Consider the following 1,493-nt stretch of genomic DNA (forward strand, 5'->3'; position numbering starts at 1 on the left):
GCGATGCTGGCGGCGGCGCTGACCGAGACGGACCTGGGCAAGACCATGGGCGTTCTCGCCGTGGCGCTGTGCGCGGTCAACGTCTTCGGTGGCTTCCTCGTCACGCGGCGCATGCTCGAGATGTTCAAGAAAAAACCCGCGAAGAAGGCTGCGGGGGAGAAGTGAGATGAATCCGAACCTGTTCCAACCGAGGGCTCTCGCGGCCCGGGGGGCACGAGCATGAGCACGAGCCTCGTCACCCTGCTGTATCTGGTCGCCAGCATCTGCTTCATCCAGGCCTTGAAGGGCCTGTCGCACCCGACGACCTCGATCCGCGGCAACGTCTTCGGCATGCTCGGCATGGCGATCGCGGTGCTGACCACGGTCGCGCTGATCGCCAAACTCGCCGGCGGCCAGGTCGCCGGCCTGGGCTATGTGCTCGCCGGCCTCGTCGTCGGCGGCGGCGCCGGGGCCGTGATGGCGCAGCGCGTCGAGATGACCAAGATGCCCGAGCTCGTGGCCTTCATGCACAGCATGATCGGCCTGGCGGCGGTGTTCATCGCGGTCGCGGTCGTCGCCGAGCCTCAGGCTTTCGGCATCGCCGGGGCCGGCGAGCCGATCCCGGTGGGCAACCGCATCGAGCTGTTCCTGGGTGCGGCCATCGGCGCGATCACCTTCAGCGGCTCGGTCATCGCCTTCGGCAAGCTCAGCGGCAAGTACAAGTTCCGCCTGTTCCAGGGCGCGCCGGTGCGATTTGCCGGCCAGCACTGGCTGAACCTGGTGCTGGGCCTGGCGACCATCGGCCTGGGCATCGCGTTCGCGGCGACGCAGCGCTTCGAGTTCTTCATCGTGCTGATCGCGCTGGCCTTCGTGCTCGGCGTGCTGCTGATCATCCCGATCGGCGGCGCCGACATGCCGGTGGTGGTCTCGATGCTGAACAGCTATTCGGGCTGGGCGGCAGCAGGCATCGGCTTCTCGCTGAACAACAGCATGCTGATCATTGCTGGCTCACTGGTGGGCAGCTCGGGGGCGATCCTCAGCTACATCATGTGCAAGGCGATGAACCGCTCGTTCTTCAACGTCATCCTGGGCGGCTTCGGCGGCGAAGGCACGACGGTGGTGGCGGGTGGCCAGGCACAGCGCAGCGTCAAGAGCGGCAGCGCCGACGACGCGGCCTTCATCCTGGGCAACGCCGAGACCGTGATCATCGTGCCGGGCTACGGCCTGGCGGTGGCGCGCGCGCAGCATGCGGTGAAGGAACTGGCGGCCAAGCTGACGGAGAAGGGCGTGACGGTGAAGTACGCCATCCACCCGGTGGCGGGCCGCATGCCGGGGCACATGAACGTGCTGCTGGCCGAGGCCGAGGTGCCGTACGACCAGGTCTTCGAGATGGAAGACATCAACGCCGAGTTCGGCCAGGCCGACGTGGCGATCATCCTGGGCGCCAACGACGTCGTGAACCCTGCGGCGCACGTCAAGGGCAGCGCGATCTACGGCATGCCGATCCTGGAGGC

General features: G+C 67.2%; 2 protein-coding genes. Both read left to right on the top strand.

The genetic code is table 11. The annotated features are described in order from the left end of the window. A partial coding sequence (locus tag CKO43_RS25455) for a proton-translocating transhydrogenase family protein (protein ID WP_200380416.1) occupies positions 1 to 165 on the top strand: 165 nt, incomplete at its 5' end. A 54-nt stretch (positions 166 to 219) separates the two neighbouring features. Continuing rightward, a partial coding sequence (locus CKO43_RS25460; RefSeq protein WP_200380417.1) for an NAD(P)(+) transhydrogenase (Re/Si-specific) subunit beta occupies positions 220 to 1,493 on the top strand: 1,274 nt, incomplete at its 3' end.

This window comes from Rubrivivax gelatinosus (assembly GCF_016583785.1).
Taxonomy (GTDB): Bacteria; Pseudomonadota; Gammaproteobacteria; order Burkholderiales; family Burkholderiaceae_C; genus Rubrivivax; species Rubrivivax gelatinosus_B.